The 23,237-nt window shown below is 67.9% G+C and carries 26 protein-coding genes and 1 pseudogene; 14 read left to right on the forward strand and 13 right to left on the reverse strand.

Annotated features, from left to right (window positions below; all coding sequences use genetic code 11):
- Positions 1 to 19: 19 nt before the first annotated feature.
- Complete coding sequence (locus ACFE77_RS02055; RefSeq protein ID WP_375419953.1) at positions 20 to 2,704, forward strand: TonB-dependent receptor; 2,685 nt, start codon at positions 20 to 22, stop codon at positions 2,702 to 2,704.
- A 90-nt stretch (positions 2,705 to 2,794) separates the two neighbouring features.
- Here the strand turns inward: ACFE77_RS02055 and ACFE77_RS02060 are convergent, their stop codons facing one another.
- Both ACFE77_RS02060 and ACFE77_RS02065 read right to left on the reverse strand, forming a co-directional pair.
- Positions 2,795 to 4,330 (reverse strand): ABC transporter permease/substrate-binding protein, encoded by a 1,536-nt coding sequence (locus tag ACFE77_RS02060; protein ID WP_375419954.1) that lies wholly within the window; start codon positions 4,328 to 4,330, stop codon positions 2,795 to 2,797.
- A complete protein-coding gene (locus ACFE77_RS02065; RefSeq protein WP_375419955.1) occupies positions 4,327 to 5,076 on the reverse strand; it encodes an ATP-binding cassette domain-containing protein in 750 nt (249 codons plus the stop codon). Before ACFE77_RS02065 ends, ACFE77_RS02060 begins: the two co-directional genes overlap by 4 nt.
- A 67-nt stretch (positions 5,077 to 5,143) precedes the next feature.
- Between ACFE77_RS02065 and ACFE77_RS02070 the strand changes: the two genes are divergently transcribed.
- From ACFE77_RS02070 to ACFE77_RS02110, 9 genes are all read left to right on the forward strand, one after another.
- Entirely contained in the window at positions 5,144 to 5,923 is a 780-nt protein-coding gene (locus tag ACFE77_RS02070; RefSeq protein ID WP_375419956.1) for an SDR family oxidoreductase, read from the forward strand.
- Positions 5,924 to 6,137: 214 nt separating this feature from the next.
- Positions 6,138 to 7,040 carry a heme o synthase gene (locus tag ACFE77_RS02075; protein ID WP_375419957.1) on the forward strand — a complete coding sequence of 301 codons (903 nt, stop codon included), beginning with the start codon at positions 6,138 to 6,140 and terminating at the stop codon, positions 7,038 to 7,040.
- Entirely contained in the window at positions 7,037 to 7,183 is a 147-nt protein-coding gene (locus ACFE77_RS02080) for a hypothetical protein (RefSeq protein WP_375419958.1), read from the forward strand. The genes ACFE77_RS02075 and ACFE77_RS02080 overlap by 4 nt, the downstream gene beginning before the upstream one ends.
- Entirely contained in the window at positions 7,180 to 7,713 is a 534-nt protein-coding gene (locus ACFE77_RS02085) for a cytochrome c oxidase assembly protein (RefSeq protein ID WP_375419959.1), read from the forward strand. Before ACFE77_RS02080 ends, ACFE77_RS02085 begins: the two co-directional genes overlap by 4 nt.
- A gap of 55 nt (positions 7,714 to 7,768) precedes the next feature.
- Positions 7,769 to 8,701, forward strand: coding sequence for a cytochrome c oxidase subunit 3 (locus ACFE77_RS02090; RefSeq protein WP_375419960.1), 933 nt, complete (start codon positions 7,769 to 7,771; stop codon positions 8,699 to 8,701).
- A gap of 23 nt (positions 8,702 to 8,724) precedes the next feature.
- Positions 8,725 to 9,135, forward strand: coding sequence for a DUF983 domain-containing protein (locus ACFE77_RS02095; RefSeq protein WP_375419961.1), 411 nt, complete (start codon positions 8,725 to 8,727; stop codon positions 9,133 to 9,135).
- Positions 9,132 to 9,749, forward strand: a complete 618-nt coding sequence (locus ACFE77_RS02100) for an SURF1 family cytochrome oxidase biogenesis protein (RefSeq protein WP_375419962.1) — start codon at positions 9,132 to 9,134, stop codon at positions 9,747 to 9,749. Before ACFE77_RS02095 ends, ACFE77_RS02100 begins: the two co-directional genes overlap by 4 nt.
- A 214-nt stretch (positions 9,750 to 9,963) precedes the next feature.
- Positions 9,964 to 11,355, forward strand: coding sequence for a threonine synthase (thrC, locus tag ACFE77_RS02105; RefSeq protein WP_375419963.1), 1,392 nt, complete (start codon positions 9,964 to 9,966; stop codon positions 11,353 to 11,355).
- On the forward strand, positions 11,352 to 12,221 hold the full coding sequence (locus ACFE77_RS02110) for a class I SAM-dependent methyltransferase (RefSeq protein ID WP_375419964.1): 870 nt from the start codon (positions 11,352 to 11,354) through the stop codon (positions 12,219 to 12,221). Before thrC ends, ACFE77_RS02110 begins: the two co-directional genes overlap by 4 nt.
- 2 nt (positions 12,222 to 12,223) lie before the next feature.
- Here the strand turns inward: ACFE77_RS02110 and ACFE77_RS02115 are convergent, their stop codons facing one another.
- The 3 genes from ACFE77_RS02115 to ACFE77_RS02125 are packed head-to-tail and all read right to left on the reverse strand — an operon-like array spanning position 12,224 to position 13,859.
- A complete protein-coding gene (locus ACFE77_RS02115) occupies positions 12,224 to 12,868 on the reverse strand; it encodes a heme exporter protein CcmB (protein ID WP_375419965.1) in 645 nt (214 codons plus the stop codon).
- Positions 12,865 to 13,449, reverse strand: coding sequence for a heme ABC exporter ATP-binding protein CcmA (gene ccmA / locus ACFE77_RS02120; protein WP_375419966.1), 585 nt, complete (start codon positions 13,447 to 13,449; stop codon positions 12,865 to 12,867). The genes ACFE77_RS02115 and ccmA overlap by 4 nt, the downstream gene beginning before the upstream one ends.
- Complete coding sequence (locus tag ACFE77_RS02125) at positions 13,446 to 13,859, reverse strand: metallopeptidase family protein (RefSeq protein WP_375419967.1); 414 nt, start codon at positions 13,857 to 13,859, stop codon at positions 13,446 to 13,448. Before ACFE77_RS02125 ends, ccmA begins: the two co-directional genes overlap by 4 nt.
- 49 nt (positions 13,860 to 13,908) lie before the next feature.
- Here ACFE77_RS02125 and ACFE77_RS02130 point away from each other — a divergent pair, with 49 nt between their 5' ends.
- The gene (locus ACFE77_RS02130; protein ID WP_375419968.1) at positions 13,909 to 14,202 is read left to right on the forward strand and encodes a 4a-hydroxytetrahydrobiopterin dehydratase; all 294 of its coding nucleotides are present in this window, start codon (positions 13,909 to 13,911) and stop codon (positions 14,200 to 14,202) included.
- A gap of 54 nt (positions 14,203 to 14,256) precedes the next feature.
- On the opposite strand, the gene ACFE77_RS02135 is transcribed toward ACFE77_RS02130, so the two are convergent.
- From ACFE77_RS02135 to ACFE77_RS02150, 4 genes and pseudogenes are all read right to left on the reverse strand, one after another.
- Entirely contained in the window at positions 14,257 to 15,555 is a 1,299-nt protein-coding gene (locus ACFE77_RS02135) for an Nramp family divalent metal transporter (protein ID WP_375419969.1), read from the reverse strand.
- Positions 15,556 to 15,767: 212 nt separating this feature from the next.
- On the reverse strand, positions 15,768 to 16,283 hold the full coding sequence (locus ACFE77_RS02140) for a ferritin-like domain-containing protein (protein ID WP_375419970.1): 516 nt from the start codon (positions 16,281 to 16,283) through the stop codon (positions 15,768 to 15,770).
- A gap of 172 nt (positions 16,284 to 16,455) precedes the next feature.
- Positions 16,456 to 16,566 (reverse strand): annotated as a pseudogene (locus ACFE77_RS02145) (PEPxxWA-CTERM sorting domain-containing protein); the annotation flags it as partial.
- A 707-nt stretch (positions 16,567 to 17,273) separates the two neighbouring features.
- Positions 17,274 to 17,897: a DNA-3-methyladenine glycosylase family protein gene (locus ACFE77_RS02150; RefSeq protein WP_375419971.1), complete on the reverse strand. Its 624-nt coding sequence runs from the start codon at positions 17,895 to 17,897 to the stop codon at positions 17,274 to 17,276.
- Between the two features lie 69 nt (positions 17,898 to 17,966).
- Between ACFE77_RS02150 and ACFE77_RS02155 the strand changes: the two genes are divergently transcribed.
- Positions 17,967 to 18,284 (forward strand): 2Fe-2S iron-sulfur cluster-binding protein, encoded by a 318-nt coding sequence (locus ACFE77_RS02155; RefSeq protein WP_375419972.1) that lies wholly within the window; start codon positions 17,967 to 17,969, stop codon positions 18,282 to 18,284.
- A 28-nt stretch (positions 18,285 to 18,312) separates the two neighbouring features.
- Here the strand turns inward: ACFE77_RS02155 and gshB are convergent, their stop codons facing one another.
- From gshB to rsmI, 3 genes are all read right to left on the reverse strand, one after another.
- The gene (gshB, locus tag ACFE77_RS02160) at positions 18,313 to 19,263 is read right to left on the reverse strand and encodes a glutathione synthase (protein ID WP_375419973.1); all 951 of its coding nucleotides are present in this window, start codon (positions 19,261 to 19,263) and stop codon (positions 18,313 to 18,315) included.
- A gap of 51 nt (positions 19,264 to 19,314) precedes the next feature.
- Complete coding sequence (locus tag ACFE77_RS02165) at positions 19,315 to 19,695, reverse strand: YraN family protein (protein ID WP_375419974.1); 381 nt, start codon at positions 19,693 to 19,695, stop codon at positions 19,315 to 19,317.
- Between the two features lie 70 nt (positions 19,696 to 19,765).
- Positions 19,766 to 20,614, reverse strand: a complete 849-nt coding sequence (rsmI, locus tag ACFE77_RS02170; protein ID WP_375419975.1) for a 16S rRNA (cytidine(1402)-2'-O)-methyltransferase — start codon at positions 20,612 to 20,614, stop codon at positions 19,766 to 19,768.
- Here rsmI and ACFE77_RS02175 point away from each other — a divergent pair.
- The gene (locus tag ACFE77_RS02175) at positions 20,613 to 21,818 is read left to right on the forward strand and encodes a penicillin-binding protein activator (RefSeq protein WP_375419991.1); all 1,206 of its coding nucleotides are present in this window, start codon (positions 20,613 to 20,615) and stop codon (positions 21,816 to 21,818) included. The genes rsmI and ACFE77_RS02175 overlap by 2 nt on opposite strands.
- Positions 21,819 to 21,825: 7 nt before the next feature.
- On the opposite strand, the gene hemW is transcribed toward ACFE77_RS02175, so the two are convergent.
- On the reverse strand, positions 21,826 to 22,980 hold the full coding sequence (gene hemW / locus ACFE77_RS02180) for a radical SAM family heme chaperone HemW (protein ID WP_375419976.1): 1,155 nt from the start codon (positions 22,978 to 22,980) through the stop codon (positions 21,826 to 21,828).
- A gap of 96 nt (positions 22,981 to 23,076) precedes the next feature.
- Between hemW and ACFE77_RS02185 the strand changes: the two genes are divergently transcribed.
- Positions 23,077 to 23,237 (forward strand): hypothetical protein (locus ACFE77_RS02185; protein WP_375419992.1); only part of this gene is annotated, 161 nt, incomplete at its 3' end.

The following is a 23,237-nucleotide window of genomic DNA, read 5'->3' on the forward strand; positions in this document are numbered from 1 at the left end:
TGAGTCGATGCGGTATTTGATGGTTCTACTGGCGGCATCGAGCTGGACCGCGACCGCCACGGCGCAACAGGCACCGGCGCCTGAACCCGCACCCGCACCCGCACCCGCACCCGCTTCCGCTGCTGAAGCCGCACCCGCCGATCCGACGGCAGCAATCCCGGCCACTGGCGGGGCGCCTGCCGCTCAGGAGCCGGAAGGAGAGGTGTCGGACGAACCCGACATCATCGTCACCGGCCAGCGCAACCTGCCCGGCTCGGTGGTCGGCGACATTCCGCCCGACCAGCAGCTCGGCCCCGCGGACATCCGCAGCTACGGCGTCAGCTCGGTGTCGGACCTGCTGACGGAGCTGGCGCCGCAGACGCGGAGCGGTGCGGGCGGGGCGCCGGTGGTGTTGCTCGACGGGCGCCGGATCGCTGGGTTCCAGGAGATCCGCGATATCCCGACCGAAGCGATCGCACGGGTCGATATCCTGCCCGAGGAGGTCGCGCTCAAATACGGCTATTCCGCGGATCAGCGCGTGGTCAATTTCGTCCTCCGCCGCCGCTTCCGCGCCACCACCGTCGAAGCGGCGAACCGCGTCGCCACCGAAGGCGGGCGGACCAATCCGCAGGGCGAGCTCGACCTTCTCCAGATCCGCAACGGCGGGCGGTTCAACGTTCACGCGGAGTACCAGGAACAGTCGCCGCTGTTGGAATCCGAACGCTCGATCCTCGCCGCGCCGACCGAAGGCACGGGCGGCACCGCGTTCGACCAGCGCCCCTACCGGACGCTGCAGAACTTCAGTCGCGATATGTCGATCAACACGATCTACGCGCGCCCGATCGGATCGGTGTCGGCGACGCTCAACGCGCAGATCCAGGCGACCGACAGCGTCGGTCGCTTCGGGCTGCCGACCGCGCAGCTGACCGTCCCCGCGGGCTCGCCCTTCGCGACCGACGGCACCGCGACCGCGCTGACGCGGGTGCTCGACGGTGGCGACTTCGGTCCGCTGAAGCAGCGCAACGCGGCGATCACCAGCCATCTCGGCACGACGCTGACGGGCGTGGTCAGTGGCTGGAACTGGTCGCTCACCGGCAGCTACGACCGCGTGGAAAGCGAGACGATCACCGATGTCGGGGTCGATACCTCGGCGTTCCAGGCGCGGCTCGACGCCGGCGACCCGTCCGCCAACCCGCTCTCGACGCTCACCGCGCGCGACATCGGCGCGCTGCCCAGCAACCGCGGTGAATCGACCTCCAGCGTCGGGGCGATCGATGCGCTGGTCAACGGCTCACTGTTCGAACTGCCCGCGGGCAAGGTATCGACCGCGATCCGCGTCGGCGCGACCACCAGCGATTTCTCCAGCCGATCCTTCCGTTCCGGCCTGGTCCAGACCGGCGAGGTTTCCCGGGACGGCGCCAATGGCCGGATCAACATCGACCTGCCGATCGCCAGCCGCTCGCGCGACGTGCTCGGTGCGATCGGTAATTTCTCGCTCAGCGCCAATGCCGCGATCAACCAGTTGTCGGATTTCGGCACGCTGATCTCCTATGGCTATGGCGCCAACTGGTCACCGATCGAGGCGGTACGGATCATCGGGTCGATCAACAATCAGGAGGGCGCGCCGAGCGCGAACCAGCTCGGCAACCCGGTGATCACGACGCCCAATGCGCGGGTGTTCGACTACGTCCAGGGTCGGACCGTGACGGTGACCACGCTCAGCGGCGGCAACCCGCTGCTGCGCGCCGACGATCGCCGCGTCCAGCGGCTCGGCCTGACGCTGAAGCCGTGGAGCGAGAAGGACCTGACGCTCACCGCGAACTTCACCGACACCCGGATCGACAACCCGATCGTGTCCTTCCCGTCGCCGACCGCGGCGATCGAGGCGGCGTTTCCGGATCGGTTCACGCGCGACGCGGGCGGCGCGCTGACCCGGATCGACGCGCGGCCGATCAACTTCGCGCGGTCTGAAAGTTCCGAAGTGCGCTGGGGGATCAACTTCTCCAAGCCGATCAAGTCGAAGATCCAGAAGGAGCTCGAGGCATTCCGTGCGGGCACCGGGCCCAACCCGTTCGCCGGCCTCCAGCCGCCGGGCGGTCGACGCCCCGGCGAGGGCGGCCCAGGCGGAGCCGGCGGACCGGGAGGTGAAGGTCGCGGCGGCGCCGGTGGTGGTGGCGGTAGAGGATTCCGCGGCGGTGGCGGCTTCGGCGGGGGCGGGGGCGGTCGCGGGCAGGGCGGCGGCCGTATTCAGTTCGCGCTCTACCACACCTGGCATCTGACCGAACGGGTGCTGGTCGCGGACGGCGGGCCCAGTCTCGATCTGCTGCGCGGCGACGCGATCGGGCTGTCGGGCGGGGAGCCGCGCCACGAATTCGAAGGGCAGGCGGGTTATTCGAACAACGGCATCGGCGTGCGCCTGTCCGCCAACTACGCTACGGGTACGCGGGTGAACGGCGGCACCGCAGCCAATCCGGAGGCGCTGCGGTTCGGCGGGCTCGCGACCGCGAACCTGCGGATCTTCGCCGATCTCGGCCAGCAGCTCGGTCTGGTGAAGGCGCATCCGTGGATCCGCGGCACCCGCGTGACCTTCTCGATCGACAACCTCTTCAACACCCGCCAGCAGGTCACCGACGCCACCGGCGCGACACCGATCAGCTTCCAGCCCGATTACCTCGATCCGCTCGGCCGATCGGTGCGGATCAGCCTGCGGAAGCTGTTCTTCTAGGGCCAGACGACTTCAAGTTGGACCATTCACCTCTGTCGTCATCCCCGCGCAGGCGGGGATGACGGGGAAGTGAGGCAATGTCGTCCCGCTTCACCTCCCGATGCGCTGCTCCAGCCAAGCCGCCGCCTGTTCGGGCGTCCGCTTGTCCGCATCCCGATCGACCTGATAATTGGCGGCGCGCATCGCGGCGACCGGGATGCGCCCGACCAGCGGCTTGATCGCCGCCAGGAACGCCGCATCACGCGCGTGGGCGGGCGCCACCAGCAGGATCGCGTCGTAGCTCGGGATCGCGTGGCGCGGGTCGGCGAGCACCACCAGCTTGTCCGCGGCGATCCGCCCATCCGATGAGAAGGCGGAGATCACGTCGGCATCGCCGCTCGCCAGCGCGCGATACATGAAGGTCGGGCTGTACGGCTTGGTCGCGGCGAAGCGCAGGGGATAGGCCCGCTTCACCGCCGCCCATTCCGGACGTTCGAGAAATTCGAGGTCGCTGCCGAGCGTCAGATCGGGCGACGCGGGCACCAGATCGTCGAGTGTCGCAATGCCCAGCCGTTTCGCCTCGTCGGCCTTCATTGCGAACGCATAGGCATTCTCGAACCCCAGCGCGCCGATCACCCCGACGCCGCTGGTCTGTCGCGCCCAGTCGGTGATCGCGGCGATCATCCGCGCGGGCGGCGGCACGTCCTTGCGCTGCATCGCCCCGGTCCAGATCGTCCCGGCATAATCGACATAGACATCGACATCGCCCCCCGCGACCGCGCCGAACACCACCGCGGAACCGAGCCCGTCGCGATACTCGACCGTGTAGCCCGCCGCCGCCAGTCGTGCGCCGATCAGCCGCGCCAGTATATATTGCTCGGAGAAGTTCTTGGCGCCGACGACGACGCGGCGGTCGTCGTCGCGCGACCACAAAGGCGTTGTCGCCGCAGCGAGGCCGATGATCAGCACAGCGGTCGCAGTCACCCACACTCCACGACGCCGGGTACGGATGCCGCGCTCGATCGCGCCGATCAACGCATCGACTGCAAGCGCCAGCCCCGCCGCCGCGACGCATCCCGCCAGCACCAGCGCCCAATTCTGCGTCTGAAGCCCCGCAAAGATCAGGTCGCCGAGGCTCGGCTGCCCGACCGTCGTCGACAGCGTTGCCGCACCGATCGTCCACACCGCGGCGGTGCGGATGCCCGCGACCAGCACCGGCGCGACCAGCGGCGCCTCCACCAGCCGCAGCTTCTGCGCGGGCGCCATTCCGACCGCATCCGCGGCTTGCAGGATCGCAGGATCGATTCCGTGCAGTCCCGCCACGCCGTTGCGGAGGATCGGCAGTAGCGCGTAGAGCGTCAGTGCGATCAGCGACGGCAGGAAGCCGAGCGCGGGAATGCCCCCGCCGACCAGCCCCGATAGCCACAGCAGCAACGGATAGAACAGCGCCAGCAGCGCCAGCGACGGAATCGTCTGGACAAGGCTCGCGAAGCCCAGCGCGACCTGCGCGACGCGGGGAGAGCGCGCTGACCAGATCGCCAGGGGCAGGCTGATCGCGATGCCGATCAATAGCGCCGCCGCCGCGAGCAGGACGTGCTGCGCCAGCAGCGGCGGGACGCGGCCGAGCGCCTCGACGAAGGCGCTCACCCGGCCAGGACCCGCAACCGCTCGGCCTGATCGCGCGGCACCGCGACCAGCGCCTGCGCCGCATCGCCGCCGCCGCCCGCCAGCAGCGTCGCCGGTGTCGCGTCGGCGACGATCCGCCCCGCGGTCATCACCAGCACGCGGTCCGCGAGCAGCAAGGCCTCGGCCATGTCGTGGGTGACCAGGATCGTCGTCAGCCCCAGCCGGTCGTGGAGCCGACGGATTTCGCCGCCCAGCGCGTCGCGGGTGACAGGATCGAGCGCACCCATCGCCTCGTCGAGCAGCAACAGCCGTGCCCCGGGCGCCAGCGCGCGCGCGATCCCGACCCGCTGGCGCTGCCCGCCCGACAGTTCGGCGGGCATCCGCGCTGCCAGCTCGCGGGGCAGCGACACCAGGTCGAGCAGCGCGCCGACATCGGCGGTCTTGCCTGCGATCCGCGCGCCGATCGCGACGTTCTCCGCGACCGTCATGTGCGGGAACAACCCGACCTCCTGGAACACATAGCCGATCCCCCGACGCAGGATCGGGGCAGGCGCGTCGGCGACGTCCGCGTCGGCGATCAGGACGCGTCCCGCGCTCGGCTCGACCAGCCGGTTGACCGTCTTGAGCAGCGTCGACTTGCCCGATCCCGAGGTGCCGACCAGCGCGACGAAGCTGCCGCCGGCGATCTTCAGCGAGACGTCGTCGACCGCCAGCGTGGCGCCGAAGCGGCGGCTGACGCCTTCGAACCGAAGCGATATCGCTGGCATTGCCACCGACGATGCGGGAAAGACCCTGCAAGGTCAAACGGCCAGCGACGACGATAGGCGAGGGTGCATGAGCGAAGTCCGGGCAATCTTCATCACCGGCGGCGGATCGGGCATCGGCCGGGCCACCGCGCGGCTGTTCGCCAATCGCGGCTGGCGCGTCGGGCTCGCCGATGTCGACGAGGCCGGGCTGAACGAAACCCGCGGCATGTTCGGTGGCATGGCGAGCAGCTACGTCATGGACGTCCGCGACCGCGGCGCCTGGACCGCGAGCCTCGATGCCTTCGTCACCGCGAGCGGCGGGCGGCTCGACGTGCTGTTCAACAATGCCGGGATCGGTTCGGGCGGTCCGCTGGCACAAGCGACGTTCGAGGAGATCGACCGGGTCGTCGCGGTCAACTTCGTCGGGGTGCTGAACGGTGCACGGATCGGCTACGAGTATCTGGCGCGGACCCCGGGATCGTGCCTGCTCAACACCGCATCGGCTTCCGCGATCTATGGCACCTCGGGCCTTGCCACCTATTCCGCGACCAAGTTCGCGGTGCGCGCGCTGACTGAGGCGCTCGACGGCGAATGGCATGGCGCGGGGATCAAGGTTCGCGATCTCATTCCCGGCTTCATCGAAACCCCGCTGCTCGATGCGCTGCCCGGCAACAGCAACCGCACGATCCGCGAGGCGGTGACCGCGGCCGGGATGGAGCTGACCTCCGCCGATACGGTCGCCGAAGCCGCCTGGGCCGCGGTCCACGGCGACAAGGTCCACACCTATGTCGGCAAGACCGCGCATCGCCTGGCGTTCGCGGCGCGATGGACGCCGAAAGCGTTGCGTAAGCGAATGCGGCGTCGCTGAGAGCCCGTTTGAGAACGCGCTGTAGCGCGTTTCACGGTGCCGGCCCGCTCCCCCTCCCGACCTCCCACACGGTATCCTGATGGGAGGTCGGGAGGGGGAGCGGGCCGGCACCGCCTTATAAACTCGCTCTTTCGCGAGTTTCAAACAGCCTCTGACTGGTAAGCCAACCATCGCTTTTCCTCGTCTGCCCAAGGGCCTATAGCGCAGTACACGCATGACCACCGCGACTCCCCTGCTGCCGCCTGCCGACTGGCGGGACTTCCTCGCGCTGACGAAGCCGCGGGTGATGACGCTCGTGGTCTTCACCGGGCTGTGCGGCATGCTCGCCGCGCCGACCTCGATCCATCCCGTGCTCGGCTTCACGGCGATCCTCTGCATCGCGCTCGGCGCCGGGGCGGCGGGTGCGCTGAACCAATGGTATGAGGCGGATATCGACGCGGTGATGCGGCGGACGCAGAAGCGGCCGTTGCCGGCGGGCCGGATGGACCGTCAGTCGGCGCTCCATTTCGGGGTCGGGCTCAGCGTGTTCTCGGTGCTGCTGATGGGGCTCGCGATCAACCTCGCCGCGGCCGCGATCCTTACCGTGTCGATCCTGTTCTACGTGTTCGTCTACACCGTCTGGCTGAAGCGCCGGACCCCACAGAACATCGTCATCGGTGGTGCGGCGGGCGCGTTTCCGCCGCTGATCGGCTGGGCGGCGGCAACCAATGACGTCGCGACGCTGCCGGTGCTGCTGTTCCTGCTCGTGTTCCTGTGGACGCCGCCGCATTTCTGGGCGCTCGCGCTGTTCGTGAAGACCGATTACGCCAATGCCGGGGTGCCGATGCTGCCGGTTGTCGCGGGCGAGCGGGTCACCCGTCGCCAGATCGGGCTCTACACCATCCCAATGGCGGCGGTCGCGATCGCGCCCTGGCCGCTGGGGCTGACCGGCTTTATCTACGGCGCCGTCGCGGTCGTCACCACGGCCATCTTCGCCGCGCTGGCGCTGGTGGTCGCGACCCGCGCCACCGCGGCGGACGACGCGATGACGCCCGAAAAGCGGCTGTTCAAATATTCGATCCTCTATCTGTTCGTCATCTTCGGCGCGCTCGTCGCCGATCGCTGGATGTTGTCATGATCCCCCCCGAGCAAAATCACGACCAAGACCTGATCCGCCGTCGCCAGAAGAGCCGTGCATTGGTGCTGGCGCTGCTGCTCGGTGCGCTCGTCGTGCTGATCTTCTTCATCACGCTGGTGCGGATCCGGGGGCAGATGCAATGAACCGCCAGTCGCGGACCGCGCTGCTCGCGGTGCTCGGGATCAGCTTCATGGGCGGGCTCGCCTTCGCCAGCGTGCCGCTCTACCGGATGTTCTGCGAGGCGACCGGGTTCAACGGCACCACGAACCGCGGCCTCAACGCGCCCGGCGCGATCAACCGCCGCATCACGGTCGATTTCGATGCCAACGTCGCCAAGAAGATGCCGTGGCGGTTCCGCCCGGAAAGCCCGTCCGACGTGGTCGAGATCGGCGCGCGCGACATGGCGTTCTTCACCGCGACGAACACCAGCGACAAGCCGATCACCGGCACCGCCACCTTCAACGTGACGCCAGCGACCGCGGGCAAATACTTCACCAAGATCCAGTGTTTCTGCTTCACCGAACAGACGCTGAAGCCCGGGGAAACCGCGCGGATGCCGGTGATCTTCTACGTCGACCCGAAGATCCTGAAGGATCCCGACGCCGCCGACATCGACACGATCACGCTCAGCTACACGTTTTACGAGGTGGATTCCGCCAAGGCTGCGGGCTAGGGTAGAGGCATAATCGCCCCGGCAATGGGGCACCAGACGAACAGGGAAGCGACGAATGGCCGGCGCCAAGAACCACGACTACCATATCCTTCCGCCCGACATCGTCCCGATCATGGGCGCGTTCTCGGCGCTGACCATGGCGGTCGGCGGCATCATGTGGATGCATGGCGGTCACCTCGGCCCCGACAAGGGCAATGGCGGCGGCTGGATCTTCTTCATCGGCCTCGCGGCGGTGCTGTTCACGATGTATTCGTGGTGGGCGAAGGTCATCGACGAGGCGCATCACGGCGATCACACGCCGGTGGTGCAGCTTCATTTCCGCTATGGGATGATCCTGTTCATCGCCTCCGAGGTGATGTTCTTCGTCGGCTGGTTCTGGGCGTTCTTCGATTTCTCGCTGTTCCCGACCGCGATGAGCATCGTCGACGGACAGGTCGAGCGCGCGGCCGAAGGCGCTGCGGCGATCGCCGCGACCTGGCCGCCCAAGGGGCTGGAGGTGATCAACGCCTTCGAACTGCCGCTGCTGAACACGCTGATCCTGTTGACCAGCGGCACCACCGTCACCTGGGCGCACCATGCGTTGATCCACAACGAACGTGGCGGCGAGAAGACCGGGCTGTGGGGCATGATCGGCGTCGGCAACCGCGACGGCGTGCTGAAGGGGCTGTGGCTCACCGTCATCCTCGGCGCGCTGTTCACCTCGATCCAGGCTTATGAATACGCCCACGCGCCGTTCCCGTTCAAGGGCATCAACTATGGCGCGGCGTTCTTTATGGCGACCGGGTTCCACGGTTTCCACGTGCTCATCGGCACGATCTTCCTGATCGTCTGCCTCGTCCGCGCGTACAAGGGCGACTTCACCCCACGCCAGCATTTCGGCTTCGAAGCCGCCGCCTGGTACTGGCATTTCGTCGACGTGGTGTGGCTGTTCCTCTTCGTCACCGTCTATGTCTGGGGTGGCTGGGGCGCGCCGGTCCACGGCGGCTGATCGAACCAGGGCGCGGGATCATCGTGGACGATCTTCCCGCGCCGGCTACTCCGGAGCCGGCTGAACCCGACCGCCGGCCTTCGGTCGTCCAGGCCGGGTTGAAGGGCCTCTGCCCACGCTGCGGCGAACCGACGCTGTTCGCGGGCATGCTCCGGTTCGCCGACAAGTGCAGCGCCTGCGGGCTCGACATCTCCTCCTTCAACGTCGGCGACGGCCCAGCGGCGTTCCTCACACTGATCCTCGGTACGCTGGTGGTGATCATGGCGATCGCGCTCGAACTGACGCTCAGCCCGCCCTTGTGGCTGCACATGCTGATCTGGATACCCGTCACGCTCGCCGGCACGATCGGCACCTTGCGCCTGACCAAGGGCGCGCTGCTCGCCGCCGAATTTCGCAACGCCGCGCGCGAGGGCAAGATCGACCTGCGGCCATGAACGCGCGACGGTTTCCCGTCATCCCGACGATCATCGTCGCGCTCGCGGTCGCTACGATGATCGCGCTGTGCCTGTGGCAGTTGCTCGACCGGCTGCCGAAGAAGGAGGCGTTTCTCGCGCAGATCGAGCGCAATCCCGCCAGGCCCCCTGTCGCGTTCCCACGATCGCCCGACGATCGCCTGCTCTTCCGCCGATCCTCGATCGACTGCCGCGACCCGCGCGATCAGCAACTCGCCGGCGCCGGTGGTGCCGGGTATCGCGTGATCGTGCGGTGCGCGGGCGGCGTCGCGGTCCAGCTCGGCACCACGCGCGATCCGAAGGACAGGATCGCGTGGTCGGGCGGCAGGATAGACGGCTACATCAGCCACGCACCGGATTCGCGCGCGCTGATCACGACGCTGTTCGATCACCGCGCACAGGAAATGATGCTGGTCGCAGCGGCGCCACCCGCGGGCCTCGCCGCCAACCGCCCGCCCGACCTTTCCGCCATCCCCAACAGCCATCTGGCCTATGCCGGGCAATGGTTCTTCTTCGCCGCGATCGCGAGCGTGATCTACGTGCTTGCATCGCGGCGACGCAGCCTCCGCGCACCCGGAGCCGGCCCGTCCTCCTGATGTGAGGACGACGCGACAGGATAATCTCACCCGTTCCGTTATCCCCGCGCAGGCGGGGATCCAGACTGGCAAGCGTCGCGGCTTAAGCCCAGGCAGCCAGTATGGATCCCCGCCTGCGCGGGGATGACGACTATAGCTGGTTCCGACCTCATCCACCCTCTGCCGCTATCCCGCAGGTTGCCGCCCACCCGCTGCGTCGCTAAGCCGCGCGGCCATGCGGTACATCAGCACGCGGGGGGCGGCCCCCATCCTCGATTTCCGCGGCGCGACGCTCAACGGGCTGGCCGCCGATGGTGGGCTTTACCTGCCCGAGGCATGGCCGACGCTGTCGCGCGAAACGATCGCTGGGCTCGCCGGGCTTTCCTATGCCGATACCGCGGTCGAGATCATGCTGCCGTTCGTCGGCGACACGTTGTCGCGCGCGGAGCTGAAGGGCCTGTGCGACATCGCCTATGGCCGCTTCTCGCACGGCGCGGTGACCCCGCTGGTGCAGATCGATCACGACCAGTGGCTGCTCGAGCTTTTCCACGGCCCGACACTCGCGTTCAAGGACGTCGCGCTGCAGCTGCTGGGGCTGCTCTTCGAACGGTTCCTGACGGGCACTAACCAGCATCTCACCGTGATCGGCGCAACCTCCGGCGATACCGGATCGGCGGCGATCGACGCGGTCGCGGGACGTAGCGGGGTCGACATCTTCATGCTTCACCCGGTCGGCCGGGTGTCGGATGTCCAGCGGCGCCAGATGACGACGGTGCTCGCGCCCAACGTCCACAACATCGCGATCGACGGCGACTTCGATACCGCGCAGGCGCTGGTGAAGGCGGTCTTCAACGACCCCGATCTGTCCGCGCGCTACGATCTGTCGGCGGTGAATTCGATCAACTGGGCGCGGCTGATGGCGCAGATCGTCTATTATTTCTACGCCGCGGTCCGGCTCGGCGCACCCGATCGCCCGGTCGCCTTCTCGGTCCCGACCGGCAATTTCGGTGACATCTTCGCCGGTTACGTCGCCGCGCAGATGGGCCTGCCGGTCGCCAGGCTGATCGTCGCTACCAACGTCAACGACATCCTCTACCGTGCTTTGTCCGCGGGCGACTATTCGAAGGGCATCGTCCAGCAGACCCCGACGCCGTCGATGGACATCCAGATCAGCTCGAACTTCGAACGGCTGTTGTTCGATCTCGGCGGTCGCGACGGCGCGGCGTTGGCGGCGCAGATGGCGGGGTTCGAATCCGCGGGCAGCATGCGCCTCACTAACGCCCAGTCCGAGGGTGCCGCGGCGTTGCTGGCGAGCGAGCGGGTCGATGTCGATACCATGTCGATGACGATGCGCTGGGCATCCGAGAATGCCGGCCAGATCATCGATCCGCACACCGCGATCGGCCTGGCCGCGGCACAGCGGGCCCGGCTCGACGTGCCCGTGGTCACGCTCGCCACCGCGCACCCCGCCAAGTTTCGCGACGCCGTCGAGCGCGCGACGGGCGTCCGTCCCGAGCTGCCCGCCCGCGTTGGCGACCTGTTCGACCGCACCGAACGCTACGTTACCTTACCCGCGACCAAGGCCGCGATCGCGTCCTATCTCGACGAGCACGCGGTCCGGACATGACGCTGGTCACCATGATCGGCGAGCCCTGGGCCGATTACGGGCTGGTCGACAGCGGGCATGGCCGCAAGCTCGAACGCTATGGCCGGTTCCGCTTCATTCGCCCCGAGCCGCAGGCGATGTGGGCGCCGCATAGCGACGACTGGCACGCACAGGGCGAGTTCGTGCCCGGCTCGGACGAGGATGGCGGCGGCCAGTGGCGGTTCGCGGAGCCGGTGCCGCGTGACGGCTGGCCACTCGAATGGAACGAGGTGCGCTTCGGCGCGCAGACGACGCCGTTCCGCCATCTCGGTTTCTTTCCGGACATGGCACCGGTGTGGAGCTGGATGCGCAAGCGGCTCGAGGGGCTCGACGCGCCCGATTGCATGAACCTGTTCGGCTATACCGGGGTCGGCACGCTCGCGCTCGCAAGTCGCGGGGCGAAGATGGTGCATGTCGATGCGTCGAAGAAGTCGGTCGAAGCCGCCCGTGCCAATGCCGTTCTGTCGGGGATGAGCGCGGCGCCGGTGCGCTGGATCGTCGACGACGCTGCCAAGTTCGTCGCGCGCGAGGTTCGTCGCGGGCGCCGCTATGACGGCATCCTGCTCGATCCGCCCAAATATGGTCGCGGGCCGGAGGGCGAGGTATGGCGGCTGGAGGAGGATCTGCCGCGCTTGATGGCAGACTGCCGCAAGCTGCTCGACGCCGACTCGCGGTTCCTGTTCCTGACGGTCTACGCGGTGCGAATGTCCGCGCTCGCGATCGGTGAACTGCTCCGCCAATTGTTCGCGGATCTGCCGGGCAACGTCGAGGCGGGCGAGCTCGGCGTTCGCGAGGAGGCGAGGGGCCTGGTACTGCCCACCGCGATCTGGGCACGCTGGAGCCGCTGAGCTCAATCCATCCCGGCACGCATCGCAGCCGCGGCGACAAACGGTGCTCCCGCGGCGATCAGCAGCGACACCGCCGCGAGCAGCTTCAACGCACCCCCACCACCCTCGATCGAACCGACCCCGAAGATCAGCAGCGGCAGCGCGAGCGGCAGCATCACCAGTCCCGCGACCGCGCCCGCACTGCGCAGCCCTGCGGTCAGGGCACCCGTCGCCACCGCCAATGCCGCAAGTCCGGGGGTGCCGATCAGCAACCCGATCTCCACGGTCGCGAGCGTCGTCGCGGGCAGGTCGAACAGCCCGGCGACGATCACCGCCGCGAGCATCAGCGGCGGCGCGAAGGCAACCCAGTGGGCGACGATCTTCGCCGCCGCGACGAGCGCCATCGAGGCCCCGCGCACTGCCAGCTGATCGAGGATCCCCGCCTCCAGATCGGGCGCGACCAGCCGCTCCACCGGCAGCAGCGCCGCAAGCAGTGCCGCCGCCCAGATCACGCCACCGCCGATCCGCGCGAGCAGCGCCAGATCCGGCCCGACGGCGAACGGGAACAGCGTCGCGGTCATCAGGAAGAAGGCGATCGGCCACCACAGTCCGCCACCGCGCCATGCCCGGCGCAGGTCGCGCGCGACGAGGCTCGCGACGACGCTCATGCCGCGCCCAGCTCGATCGACAGCGCGCCGGGCAGATCGATCGGCAGATGGGTCGCGACGAGCACGGTCCCACCCTGTGCCCGGTGATCCGCGATGACGCTGCCGAGCGCGGCCACTGCCCGCGCATCGAGCCCGTTGGCGGGTTCGTCGAGCAGCCACAGTCTCGCCCCCGACGCTAGAACCCGCGCGATCCCCGCACGCCGCCGCTGGCCGGTCGACAGCAGCCGCACGGGCACTTCGGCGAGCGGCGCCAGGTCCATCCTCGCGAGCGCCGCCGCCGCACGTCCGGCCTCGTCGTGATCGAGCTTCGTCCAAAATGCCAGGGCGTTGGCCAGCGTAAGATCGGGATCGAGCGCGCTAGCCTCGCCGAGCAGCGCGGGGGCGGTCGTGCCGCGGCTCACCGTCCCCGCTGCCGGCGCCAGCAGCCCGGCCGCGATACGGATCAGCGTCGATTTACCGGCGCCGTTCGCCCCCGTCACCAGCGCCGCCTCGCCCATCGCAAGTTTGAAGGATAGCGCCTCGAACAACAGCTTGTCCCGGCGTATCGCCGACACGCGGTCAAACGCCAGGGCTGCGGTCACGCGTCGGTCACCAGATCCTCGAGGGCGTGCATGTCGGCGTCGCTCAGCCCGAAATGATGGCCGATCTCGTGGATCGTGACGTGCGCGACCAGATCGTCCAGCCGGACGCCGGTCTCGATCCATTCGTCCAGGATCGCGCGGCGATAAAGGTGAATGCGATCCGGCAAGCTGCCCGACTCGGCGGAGGATTTCTGCCCGACCGGATTGCCGTGATAGATCCCGGTCAGGTCGAGCGGATGATCGATACCGAGGTTCGCGAGGACATGGTCTTCGGCGATCTCCTCGATGATCAGCACGATGTCGGTGAGGTGCGCCGCGAACGGCTCGGGCAACGCCGCGATCGTCGCGCGCGCGATCGCCTCGATCGCCGCCGCGTCCGGCGCGGTTCCGATTGCCCCTTGCCCGTCCATGGCCCGAGCCATAGTCGGTCGCGGATACACGCGGCAAGGAGCGGCACGCATGATCGAGGCGTTGAACGAGACCGAACGCGCCGAGGCGCTCGATGGCTTGCCCGATTGGGATTATGACGAGGCGCGCGACGCGATCACCCGCGCGCTGGTGTTCGCGGATTTCGTTGAGGCGTTCGGCTTCATGACCCAGGTCGCGCTGATGGCGGAGAAGGCGGATCATCATCCCGAATGGAAGAACGTCTACAACCGCGTGGACATCCTGTTGACCACGCACGACGCCGGTGGCCTGTCTCCGCGTGACATCGAGATGGCCGAGGCGATCGACGCGCTGGTCGACGATTAGGGTTCGGGCGATTGGGTCGGCAGGGAATGACGGCCCGCCGCTAATGGCGAGCCCCTAGATCATCCCCCAAAGCAGCGTCACGTTCAGCCCGATGATCACCGCGGTGATCGTCCACGCCAGCACCCGCAGCCAGACCGCACTGGCGAACTCGCCCATGATCGATCGCCGCGCAGTGAACGCCACCAGCGGCACCACCGCGAACGGCAGTTGCAGGCTCAGTATCACCTGGCTCAGCACCAGCAGCTTGGTCGCGCCCGTGTCGCCCGTCGCCGCCACGACGAACACCGCGGGAACGATCGCGATCAGCCGCGTGACCATCCGCCGTGCCCAAAGCGGCAGGCGCAGGTTGAGGAAACCTTCCATGACGATCTGGCCGGCGAGCGTGCCGGTCACCGTCGAATTCTGACCCGAGGCGAGCAGCGCCACCGCGAACACCACGCTCGCCGCGCCCACGCCCATCATCGGCGACAACAGCCGGTAAGCCTCATCGATCTCCGCCACGTCGGTCCGCCCCGCGGTGTGGAAGGTCGCCGCGGCGACAATCAGGATCGCGGCGTTGATGAAGAAGGCGAGGCCGAGCGCGACGGTGCTGTCGATCGTTGCCAGCGTCACCGCCTCGCGCTTGTCGTCGAATGCGCGGGTCTGGACGATCGACGAATGGAGGTAGAGATTGTGCGGCATCACCGTCGCGCCGAGGATGCCGATCGCGAGGTAGAGCTTGGCCGGATCGGTAACGATCCCGAACGTCGGCACCAACCCCGCCATGACATCGCCCATGTCCGGTGCGGCATGGAACAGCTCGAACGCGAAACACCCCGCGATGATCAGCAACAGCGCGACGATGAAAGCCTCGAGCTTGCGGAAACCGAACCGTTGCAGCGCGAGGATCAGGAACACGTCGAGTGCGGTCAGCATCACGCCCCACACAAGGTCGATCCCGAACAACAGCTTCAGCGCGATCGCTGTGCCGAGCACCTCGGCGAGGTCGCACGCGATGATCGCGATCTCGGCGAGCACCCAAAGCGCGAAGGATACCGGCCGCGAGCAATAGGCGCGACATGCCTGGGCGAGGTCGAGCCCCGCCGCGATCCCGAGCCGCGCCGACAGCGCCTGCAAGACGATCGCCATCAGGTTGGACAGCAGCACGACCGACAACAGCGTATAGCCGAATGCCGAGCCGCCGGCGATGTCGGTCGCCCAATTGCCCGGATCCATATAGCCGACCGCGACTAGGAAGCCCGGGCCCATATACGCGCCCAGCCGGCGCCAGAACGGACCACCCTTCGGGATCGCGATCGAGCGGTGGGTCTCTCCGTGCGAGAGACCGGGCAGGGAGGCGGAGTTCGGCGGCATCGTAGGGTGCTCTGGCGGACCGCGCGGGGAGGGGCAAGCACCTTACGCCGCGCCTCTGCCTATCAAACCAAAGGCGGCTCCCGGATGGGAACCGCCTTCAGCCCGTAGTGACAGTTGAATTACAGCCGAAGACGATCGGCCGTGCAATCACCCGCAACACCATACTCCGTCATATCGTCATGAGGCGGCGTAGGCGTGCGGCGAACCGTTGATCAAGCGGTGACTGCCTCGGCCTTTGCGTTGATCTTGCCCGTCGCCATCGCGGTCAGCTTATCGTCGGTGGCATATTCCTCGTCGAGCGTTTCCTTCAGGATCGCGGCGACTTCGCTGCGACCGAGCTGATTGGCCCACGCGATCAGCGTGCCATAGCGCGTGATCTCGTAATGCTCGACGGCCTGTGCAGACGCGATAAGCGCCGCGTCGAGCACCGCCTTGTCGGCGATCTCGCCCGCGACTTCGTTGGCTTCCTTAATAATGCCGTCGATCGCGGGGCAGGTCACCGCCTTCGCCTTCTCGCCGATCAACCCGAAGATGCGCTCGAGCCGCTCGATCTGGCCCTCGGTTTCACGCAAATGCGTCTCGAAGCCCTGCTTCAGGCCAGCGGCCGTCGCCTTGTCGATCATCTTGGGCAGCGCTTTGGTGATCTGGTTCTCGGCATAATAGACGTCCTGCAGCTGATGCAGGAACAGATCTTCGAACGTCGCGATTTCCTTGCTGAACAAGCCCATGTCGATTCTCCTGTGCGAAAGCATACCGGTCGATCATCGCCGGCGTTCGCGGGGACAACGGGTGGGGTTCGACATGGTTTCGTGTTCGCGGGATTAGCGCCAACCTGCTCAAACAGCGAAAAGCCGCCGACCTTTCGGCCGACGGCTTCGCTTCTACGATAGAGAGGGAGTCTCAGGCGTAGACGGTCTTGGTGCTGCGACGACGATAGCGCGACGCGCCGGCAACCATGCCGAAGCCGACGAGCATCATACCCCAGGTAGCAGGCTCCGGCACTGCGGTGACGCTAAAGTTCGCGACCTCGAATGCGTCCTGCGCGGGCAGGTTGCTGAACACGACGCTCTGGATCGTCTCGCCGGCGTCGGTAGTGAACTGCGCATACTGCGAGAACGCCTGGTTGCCGTTCGTCTGGCTGAAGCCAAGGCCCTGCGCCGTGAACGAGTAGTTGCCCGTGCTGCTGACGATGGTCAGCAAGTTGTACGTGTCCGGCGAACCCCAGAGAAAGCTGAGAAAGTTGACCGGCGCCTTGAACGTCAGGATCGCAGGCTGACCGGCCAGCAGGCCCGCCGCCAGGAAGTTGCCACCGAAAACGCCGCCCTTGGGAATGTCCGCGAACGGACGATCCGAGTTGTAGACAGTCCCGCCCGTCAGGGTCGCGGTCGCGCCGCCGTCAAGGCCGGCCGACGTCAGCGTCGAATACGAGCCAGTGTTGCCACCGAGCGATCCGATGACCGCCGCGTTAGCGACGGAGGGCAGTGCACAAAGTGCGGTCGCCGCCAGGGCGAGCTTCATCAAACGCATTAACTAATCTCCTGTTGATGGCCCGCCGGTCACATCGGGTGACAGGGAGGTTCACATCGCAAGTCATCAGTTAACAAAAAGTTCCGCAGTGCACCATATACCCGCCGTAGATCGCGTTCGGCTCGTCCCGCTATGGCACAGCATCCTTGGTGCACTGCGACGTAGTTACAGGGACTTAAGATACTAACGGGTCAAACCGGGTCGCTGTCGGCACCATAATGATGCCAGGCGAAGATCGCGGCCGCGCCGCGGTGCGGGCGCCAGTTTTCGGCAAGCTGGCGCACCAGCTTCTCGCTCGGGCGTCCCTCATGACCCAGGATACGACCGACCTCGATCTGCACCGCCAAATCGCCCGCAGGCCAGATATCGGGCCGGCCCTCGGCGAACAGCAGGTAGATCTCCGCCGACCAGCGGCCGATCCCTTTCACACGTACCAGTGCCTCAATCGCTTCCTCGTCGTCCTCGGGCAGGCGGGCGAGATCGAGGCGCCCGCTGATCACCTCGTCTGCAAGGCTTTTCGCATAGCTCGATTTCTGCCGTGAAAAGCCGCAGGCGCGCAGGTCCTCGTCGCTGGCAGCGGCGACCGCATGCGGATCCGTTGCATCGCCGACCAGTGCCTCCAGCTTGCGCCAGACCGCATCTGCGGCCTTGACGCTCACCTGCTGCCCGACGATCGTGCGCAGCAAGGTCGCATAACCGCGCGCCCGGATCCGCGGCGCTGGATAGCCGACGCGACCCAAGGCCGCGGCGAAGGCGGGCTCGCCGGCTGCCAGCGCATCGATCGCGTCGGTAAGCTGTTGTGCGCTCAGGCCCATAAGGCATCTGCCCCTTGATCGCGCTGCCCCCGCACTGCATTGGCAGCCGCGAATTTCAGGGAGTCGAGCATGCCTAAGCTTATCGTCGTCACGCGCGAGGGGGAAGAACGCGAGATCATGGGCGAGACCGGCCTGTCGGTGATGGAGGTCATCCGCGACGCCGGCATCGACGAACTGCTGGCGCTTTGCGGTGGGTGCTGCAGCTGCGCGACGTGCCACGTCCATGTCGACCCGGCTTTCGCTGGCGAATTGCCGAAGATGAGCGAAGACGAGAACGATCTGCTTGAATCGACCAGCGATCGCGACGCGACCTCGCGGCTGTCCTGCCAAATCGCATTCGGCCCCGCGCTCGACGGGCTGAAGGTGAAGATCGCCGCCGAAGATTGATTACGGCGCGAAGCCGGTGCGGCGCGGGTCAGCGCCGCACCTTGGCTTCGATCGCGTCCCAGATCATCCCCGCTACATCGGTGCCGTCGAACCGCTCGATCGCGACGATGCCGGTGGGCGAGGTGACGTTGATCTCGGTCAGCCATTCGCCGCCGATCACGTCGATGCCGACGAACAGCAATCCGCGCTTCTTCAGCTCGGGGCCGAGCACCGCGCAGATCTCGCGCTCCTTGGCCGTGAGTTCGGTCCTCACCGCCGACCCGCCGACCGCGAGGTTCGACCGGATCTCGCCTTCGCCGGGCAGGCGGTTGATCGCGCCCGCGACTTCGCCGTCGACCAGTACGATCCGTTTGTCGCCCTTGGCGACGTCGGGCAGGAACGCCTGGACCATGTGCGGCTCGCGCCAGGTCATGTTGAACACCTCGATCAGCGCCGACAGATTGGCGCCGTCCCGCTCGACCTTGAAGATCGCCTTGCCGCCATTGCCGTGCAGCGGCTTGACGACGATCGCGCCGTGGGTGGCGAGGAACGCGCGCGCCTCGTCGAGGCTGCGGGTAATTAGCGTCGGCGGCATGAAACGCGCGTAATCGAGCACGAACATCTTTTCGGGCGCGTTGCGGACCTCGACCGGGTCGTTGACCACCAGCGTACGATCCGCGATCCGCTCCAGCAGATGCGTCGCGGTGATATAGCCGACGTCGAACGGCGGGTCCTGCCGCATCAGCACCACGTCGGCCTCCGCGCCCAGATCGAGCGACACCGGCTCGCCGAACGCGAAATGATCGCCGACGACGCGCTGGACGGTCACCGGATGCGCCCGCGCCCAGACGCGACCCGCCTCGTAGTTCAGATCCTCCGCGCCATAGTGGAACAGCCGGTGCCCGCGCGCCTGCGCCGACAACATCAGCGCGAAGGTCGAATCACCCGCGATGTTGATCCCGGCGAGCGGGTCCATCTGGACGGCGACGGTCAGGCTCATGCGGCTGTTCTCCTGGTTCGTCGGCGCATGTAGGATCGCGCGGCGGCGAAGTCACCCGATCCACGCGTTCTCGATGTGGCGCGGCCTGCTGCCCGGTGCGATCAGGATCACGTCGACGCGGATGTCATCGCAGGGACCTGCGTAGCGCGGCATCAGCATCTCCGCCGCCGCCGCGACCCGCGCCAGCCGCCGCTCGTCGATCGCGAAATCGAGCTCGGCGTCGGTCGCGCGCGCCTTCACCTCGACGAAGGCGATGAGATTGCCGCGCCGCGCGACGATGTCGACCTCGCCCGCAGGCGTACGCACCCGGCGATCAAGAATGCGCCAGCCCTTCAGCCGCAACCACCACCCCGCGATCCGCTCGCCCCGCCGTCCCGCGGCCTCGGCGGCGCGGCGGTCGCTCAGGCTACGGGGGCGGGGCGGGCGCGACATACGTCGACGGTGCCGGAGGGTCGCGATCACGGCAAGAGCTCCGACCTATCCCAGCTTCGCACTGGAGAAACTACGTCTGCGCCTTCATCGCCAGCGCTCGCGCATAGAGCAGCTTGCGGTCGAGCCCGAGCGCCTTCGCCACCTCACCCGCAGCCTGGGACACCGTCAGCCGGGTCAGCGCCTCCGCCAGCGCGGCATCCGCATCCGCCGCGCTCGCGGGCGGGGCCTCGCCCGGCGGCGCGACCACGACCACGATCTCTCCCTTGGGCGGCGCATCGGCATAGCGTGCCGCCAGCATCGACAACGACCCCGTCACCGCTTCTTCGAACCGCTTGGTGATCTCGCGCGTCACCGCAGCCTCGCGCTCCCCGAGTCCCTCCGCCAGCGCCGCAAGGCAGGCACCCAGCCGCGGCCCGGATTCGTACAGCACCAGCGTCGCGCGCACCGCGGCGATCTCCGCGATTGCCTCGGCGCGCGCCTTCTCCTTGGGCGGCAGGAAACCGAGATACAGGAACCGATCGGTCGGCAACCCGGCCAGCGTCAACGCCGCCACCGCCGCACACGGGCCGGGGATCGTCACGACCGCATGCCCCGCCGCCCGCGCGTCGCGCACCAGCTTGAAGCCGGGATCGGAGATTAGCGGCGTGCCCGCGTCGGAAACCAGCGCCACCGCCTCACCCGCCATTCGCGCCACCAGCCCCGGTCGCACGCCTTCGGCATTATGATCGTGATAGGGCAGCATCGGCCGCTTCGATCCGACATGCCGGAGCAGCCCCGCGGTCACCCGACTGTCCTCGACCGCGATCACATCGGCACGCGAAAGCACGTCGGCGGCGCGCGGCGACAGATCACCGAGATTGCCGATCGGCGTGGCGACGATATAGAGCCCGGGTTCGAGAGGATTCACGATGACCGTCATGGCAGAGCCCGTTGGGGTTGCACAACAGCGCATGGGCATGCGCGCGTCGATCGGCCGCTGGGTGGCGATCGCCGCGGCCGGATTGCTCGCGGCCTGCTCTACGGTCATCCCGCGCGGCCCCGTCGTCCCGGCCGAGCGCCCGGTCGCGGCCGACACCCGTCCCGATGCGGTCGAGGCCGGCATCCCGCGCGACACTGCGCGCAACCGCGTTGCGCTGCTGGTGCCGCTGTCGGGCAGCAATGCGGGGGTCGGGCAGTCGATCGCCAATGCGACGATGCTCGCGGTGCTCGACACCGGTACCGACAAGGTCCGCATCACCAATTACGACACCGCCGGCGGCGCCGCGGCGGCGGCGCGGCGCGCGATCGCGGAGGGCGCACAGCTGATCCTCGGGCCGTTGCTCGCCGACGACGTCCGCGCGGTCGCGCCGATCGCGCGCGCGGCCGGGGTGCCGGTGTTGAGCTTTTCCAACGATTCCAGTGTCGCGGGCAGCGGCGCCTATTTGATGGGCTATGCCCCGACCCAGTCGATCGAGCGGGTCGTCGCCTATGCGCGCGGCCGCGGCGTGTCGACGTTCGCGGCGGTGGTGCCCAACGGCGTCTATGGCGAGCGCGCCTCGACCGCCTTCCTGCGCGCGGTCGAGACGGCTGGCGGGCAGGTCGTGTCGCTGCAGACCTATGGTCGCGTCGCCGGCGGGGTCGCGGGCGCAGTCTCGCGGCTCGGCGCCAAGGCTCCCTATGACGCGGTGCTGATCGCAGACAATGGCGCGACCGCGGCGGCTGCGGCGCCGCTGATCCGGCGCGGCGGTGGCGGCCGGACGCATATTCTCGGCACCGAGCTGTGGAATTCAGAGGCCGGGCTCGCCGCCAAGCCTGCGCTGTCCGGCGCCTGGTTCGCGAGCGTCTCGAACACGCTCTATCGGCAATACGCGACCAAATACCGCACGCGCTTCGGCACGTCGCCCTACCGGCTTTCGAGCCTCGGTTACGATGCGGTGCTGCTGACAGTGCGGATCGCGCGCGACTGGCCGGTCGGACGGCCGTTCCCGGAGGCGAAGTTGCGCGGTGCGGACGGTTTCGCGGGCATAGACGGAGCGTTCAGGTTCGGCCGCGACGGCATCGCCGAACGCGCGCTGGAAGTGCAGGAGGTGCGCGGCGGGACGCTGGTGACGGTATCCCCGGCGCCGGCCGGGTTCGGCAACTAGGTCCGATTCAGGCTGCAGCGCGATCGGCGACGATCTGCGGCAGGATCGCGTCGAGCAGCAACGCTCCGGCCTCGGTGACCCGCAACCGCTTGCTGTCGATAGCGATCAGGCCGAGCGTTTCGAGCCTCCCCGCTGCGGCGTGGTCGATCGGCGCGGTGCCGCCCGCGAGCCCGGCGATGCGCGACAACGCCACGCCCTCCGCCAGCCGCAATCCCATCAGCAATGCCTCGGTCGCGCGATCATGCGGCGCCAGCGGCTCCTCAATCTCGATCCCGTGGCCGTTGCGCGCCACCGCGGCGAGCCAGTTCTCCGGCTTCTTGCGTCGCGCTGTCGCCAGCCCGCCGCGGCGACCATGCGCGCCGGGCCCTACCCCTGCATAGTCGCCGTAGCGCCAATAGGTGAGGTTGTGGCGGCTCTCCGCGCCGGTCCGCGCATGGTTGCTGGTCTCATAGGCGGGCAGCCCTGCGGCGGCGGTCATCGCGCGGGTCGCCTCGAACAGGTCGGCGGCGGCGTCGCCGTCGGGCACCGTCAGCCGACCCTTGGCGGCCTCGGTCGCGAAGCGCGTGCCCGGCTCGATCGTCAACTGGTAGAGCGACAGATGCTCGGTGCCGAACGACAGCGCCCGCGCGAGCTCCGCCTCCCACGCCGCCAGCCCTTGATCGGGCAGTGCATAGATCAGGTCGAAGCTCACCCGTGCGAACGCGCGCTGCGCAGTGTCAAGCGCCGCCAGACCCTCCGCCACCCCGTGCGCCCGGCCGAGGAAGCGCAGCGCATCTTCCTCAAGCGCCTGCAACCCGAGCGACACGCGATTGACCCCGGCGGCGGCGAGATCGGCGAAGCGCGCGGCCTCGACCGAGGAAGGGTTGGCCTCCAGCGTGATCTCGATGTCGGCCGCGGGCGTCCAGGCCTGTTGCGCGGCGTCGAGGATCGCGGCGACGGTGGCGGGCGGCATCAGCGACGGCGTGCCGCCGCCGAAGAAGATCGACCCCAATGTCCTCCCCGGCAGCACGCGTGTCTCATGCGCCAGATCGGCGAGCAACGCGTCGCGCCATGCGTCCTGGTCCACGGTATCGCGGACGTGGCTGTTGAAGTCGCAATAGGGGCATTTCAAGACGCAGAACGGCCAATGGACGTAAAGCGCGAGCGGCGTGTCGGGGATCATGATGGGCGCGATATGGCGGTGATTGGAAGCGAATGCCAATGAAGGTGTAAGTTCCTCCTTCGCTCAAGCGGGGGGGGGGGGCCGCCAGTGCAGCCGGTGGTGGAGGGGCTGGTCGGCGACATGCTGAGCCGCTGGTTCGAAGAGCACCCGGTCGAGGCCAAGGCGATCGTCGCCAAGATCGTGGAGGCCGCCGCGGCCCGTGAGGCGGCGCGCAAGGCGCGGGAGCTGACCCGGCGGAAGTCTGCGCTCGACAGCAG

Source organism: uncultured Sphingomonas sp., assembly GCF_964243315.1.
In the GTDB taxonomy this organism is placed as follows: Bacteria; Pseudomonadota; Alphaproteobacteria; order Sphingomonadales; family Sphingomonadaceae; genus Sphingomonas.

Bases quoted from the DNA above. Each gene is read 5' to 3' on its own strand.
- ACFE77_RS02055 (WP_375419953.1), top strand. From the start codon at position 20: ATGGTTCTACTGGCGGCATCGAGCTGGACCGCGACCGCCACGGCGCAA.
- ACFE77_RS02065 (WP_375419955.1), bottom strand. From the start codon at position 5,076: ATGCCAGCGATATCGCTTCGGTTCGAAGGCGTCAGCCGCCGCTTCGGC.
- ACFE77_RS02070 (WP_375419956.1), top strand. From the start codon at position 5,144: ATGAGCGAAGTCCGGGCAATCTTCATCACCGGCGGCGGATCGGGCATC.
- ACFE77_RS02075 (WP_375419957.1), top strand. From the start codon at position 6,138: ATGACCACCGCGACTCCCCTGCTGCCGCCTGCCGACTGGCGGGACTTC.
- ACFE77_RS02080 (WP_375419958.1), top strand. From the start codon at position 7,037: ATGATCCCCCCCGAGCAAAATCACGACCAAGACCTGATCCGCCGTCGC.
- ACFE77_RS02085 (WP_375419959.1), top strand. From the start codon at position 7,180: ATGAACCGCCAGTCGCGGACCGCGCTGCTCGCGGTGCTCGGGATCAGC.
- ACFE77_RS02090 (WP_375419960.1), top strand. From the start codon at position 7,769: ATGGCCGGCGCCAAGAACCACGACTACCATATCCTTCCGCCCGACATC.
- ACFE77_RS02100 (WP_375419962.1), top strand. From the start codon at position 9,132: ATGAACGCGCGACGGTTTCCCGTCATCCCGACGATCATCGTCGCGCTC.
- thrC (WP_375419963.1), top strand. From the start codon at position 9,964: ATGCGGTACATCAGCACGCGGGGGGCGGCCCCCATCCTCGATTTCCGC.
- ACFE77_RS02110 (WP_375419964.1), top strand. From the start codon at position 11,352: ATGACGCTGGTCACCATGATCGGCGAGCCCTGGGCCGATTACGGGCTG.
- ACFE77_RS02115 (WP_375419965.1), bottom strand. From the start codon at position 12,868: ATGAGCGTCGTCGCGAGCCTCGTCGCGCGCGACCTGCGCCGGGCATGG.
- ACFE77_RS02125 (WP_375419967.1), bottom strand. From the start codon at position 13,859: ATGGACGGGCAAGGGGCAATCGGAACCGCGCCGGACGCGGCGGCGATC.
- ACFE77_RS02130 (WP_375419968.1), top strand. From the start codon at position 13,909: ATGATCGAGGCGTTGAACGAGACCGAACGCGCCGAGGCGCTCGATGGC.
- ACFE77_RS02135 (WP_375419969.1), bottom strand. From the start codon at position 15,555: ATGCCGCCGAACTCCGCCTCCCTGCCCGGTCTCTCGCACGGAGAGACC.
- ACFE77_RS02140 (WP_375419970.1), bottom strand. From the start codon at position 16,283: ATGGGCTTGTTCAGCAAGGAAATCGCGACGTTCGAAGATCTGTTCCTG.
- ACFE77_RS02150 (WP_375419971.1), bottom strand. From the start codon at position 17,897: ATGGGCCTGAGCGCACAACAGCTTACCGACGCGATCGATGCGCTGGCA.
- ACFE77_RS02155 (WP_375419972.1), top strand. From the start codon at position 17,967: ATGCCTAAGCTTATCGTCGTCACGCGCGAGGGGGAAGAACGCGAGATC.
- gshB (WP_375419973.1), bottom strand. From the start codon at position 19,263: ATGAGCCTGACCGTCGCCGTCCAGATGGACCCGCTCGCCGGGATCAAC.
- ACFE77_RS02165 (WP_375419974.1), bottom strand. From the start codon at position 19,695: ATGTCGCGCCCGCCCCGCCCCCGTAGCCTGAGCGACCGCCGCGCCGCC.
- ACFE77_RS02175 (WP_375419991.1), top strand. From the start codon at position 20,613: ATGGCAGAGCCCGTTGGGGTTGCACAACAGCGCATGGGCATGCGCGCG.
- rsmI (WP_375419975.1), bottom strand. From the start codon at position 20,614: ATGACGGTCATCGTGAATCCTCTCGAACCCGGGCTCTATATCGTCGCC.
- hemW (WP_375419976.1), bottom strand. From the start codon at position 22,980: ATGATCCCCGACACGCCGCTCGCGCTTTACGTCCATTGGCCGTTCTGC.